Annotated in this window: 1 protein-coding gene; it reads right to left on the bottom strand. The window is 73.3% G+C overall.

Annotation, left to right across the window (positions count from 1 at the left end; translation table 11 throughout):
• The coding region (locus NGF19_RS30275) for a beta-ketoacyl reductase (protein ID WP_252429121.1) at positions 1-2032 on the bottom strand (2032 nt) is incomplete at its 3' end.
• Between the last annotated feature and the right edge of the window lie 15 nt (positions 2033-2047).

Raw genomic sequence — 2047 nt, 5'->3', positions numbered from 1 at the left:
CCTCCGTTCCGGCGGCCCCGGGGATCGCTACGGTCCCGGTCGCGGCCTGCTCCCCCAGAACCTCGCCGAGCAGGAACTCCGCCAGGGCCTGGGGGGTCGGGTAGTCGAAGACCAGAGTGACGGGGAGGCTGAGCCCGGTGGCGTTCTTGAGCCGGTTGCGCAGTTCGACGGCCGTGAGCGAGTCGAAGCCGAGTTCACGGAAGGCCCGGTTGGTGTCCACGGCCTCGGGGGTGGGGTGGTTCAGGACGACCGCCAGGTGCTCGCGCACGAGCTCCAGCATCCTCCACTGCTGCTCCGCACCCGTGAGCGCCGCGATCTCCCGGCCGAGCGGCATGCCGTCGGCGCCGGCCGCGCCCCGCTCCTGCTCCTGCTCCTCAAGTGCCCGGCGCGCCTCCGGGAGTTCGGCGAGCAGAGGGCCCGTACGGGCCACCGTGAATCCAGGGGCGAAGCTCGCCCAGTCCACGTCGGCCACCGTGACGGCGGTCTCGCCCCGGTCGAGCACATCGCTCAGAGCGGTGAGCGCGGTACCGGGGGCGAGGGGGCGCAGGCCCAGGCGGCGCAGCCGCTCGCCGGTCGCACCCTGCGTGGTGGCGCTGCCCTCCCAGGGGCTCCAGGCCACGGAGGTCACGGCACGCCCTTCGGCGCGGCGCTGCTCGGCGAGCGCGTCCAGGAAGGAGGTGCCGGCCGCGTACGCGCCCTGGCCCACCCCGCCCCAGATACCGGCGACGGAGGAGAAGAGCACCAGCACCGGTGCGTCCTGCCCGTCCGGTGTGAACTCGCTGAGCAGTTCGTCCAGGTGCAGGGCACCGGTCGCCTTGGCGGTGACCGTGTGGGAGAAGGCGTCCCGGTCGGCCACCGTGAGCGGGTCGGAACTCACCGTCGGCGGTACGTGCAGTACGGCGGAGAGCGGGTGTTCGGCGTCCACGGACGCCAGCAGACGCGCGACCGCGTCCCGGTCGGTGAGGTCGCAGACGGTGACGGTGGCGGACGCCCCGAGGTCGGCCAGTTCCGCGACCAGTCCGGAGAATCCGGCGTCGTCGGTGCAGGAACTGCTGGTCAGCAACAGGTGCTCGACGCCGTCGCGCGCCAGTCGGCGCGCGGTCTCGGCCGCCGCCGGGTCGTCGGCGCCGGTGACGAGCACAGTGCCGCCGGGCCGCCGCCACCGTTCGGTGGTGGTGCGGGCGGCCAACGGGGCCCGTACGAGACGACGGACCAGTACACCGGACGTCCGCACGGCCACCTGGTCCTCGCCCATGTCACCCGCGAGGACGCCGGGCACGCGCCGGTACGCCTCGTCGTCCGGTCGCACGGGCAGGTCGACGAGGCCGCCCCAGCGCTCGGGGTGCTCCAGCGCTGCGACGCGTCCCATGCCCCAGACGGTCGCCTGGGCGGGCGATGTGATGCGGTCGGCCCGGCCGACGGACACCGCGCCTCGGGTCACGCACCACAGCGGGGCCTCGATCTCCGCGTCCCCCAGAGCCTGGAGGAGCGTCAGCGAGCCGACGGCGCCACGGGTCGAGGGCGCTGGGTGGTCGGGGTGCAGCCGCTCGTCCCAGGAGAGCAGCGAGACGACGCCGTCGATGTCTCCGTGCGCGCCGCGCTCGCGCAGGGCCTCAGCGAACCGCTGCCGACTGTCCAGTGGCGGCAGGTCCATCCGTACGATCTCGGCGCCGCTGTCCGCCAGCGCCGCGACCAGTGCCTCAGCCTGCACGGCGGCCTCTTCCGTCGAGTACACGTCAGAGGTGACGACCAGCCACCGGCCGGTGAACCCGGTCGACTCAGCCGGGGAAACGCGCTTCCAATCGAGGCGGTACCGCCAGAAGTCCTGGGCGGGGCCCTGAGGAGTGAGCGTGTTGTGCAGCCAGTAGTGGCGGTGTTGGAAGGCGTAGGTGGGGAGGTCGATGTGGGCGGTGGTGGCGGGAAGGAGGGTGCTCCAGTCCACCGGCAGGCCGTTCACCCAGGCTTCGGCGAGGGAGGTGACCAGACGGTGCCGGCCGCCCTGGTCCCGGCGCAGGGTACCCAGACCAGTCACGGTGTCCGGCAGCGC

The sequence above is a fragment of the Streptomyces macrolidinus genome (assembly GCF_023887685.1).
Lineage (GTDB): Bacteria > Actinomycetota > Actinomycetes > Streptomycetales > Streptomycetaceae > Streptomyces > Streptomyces macrolidinus.
This window is presented reverse-complemented; position numbering and strand designations above follow the sequence as displayed.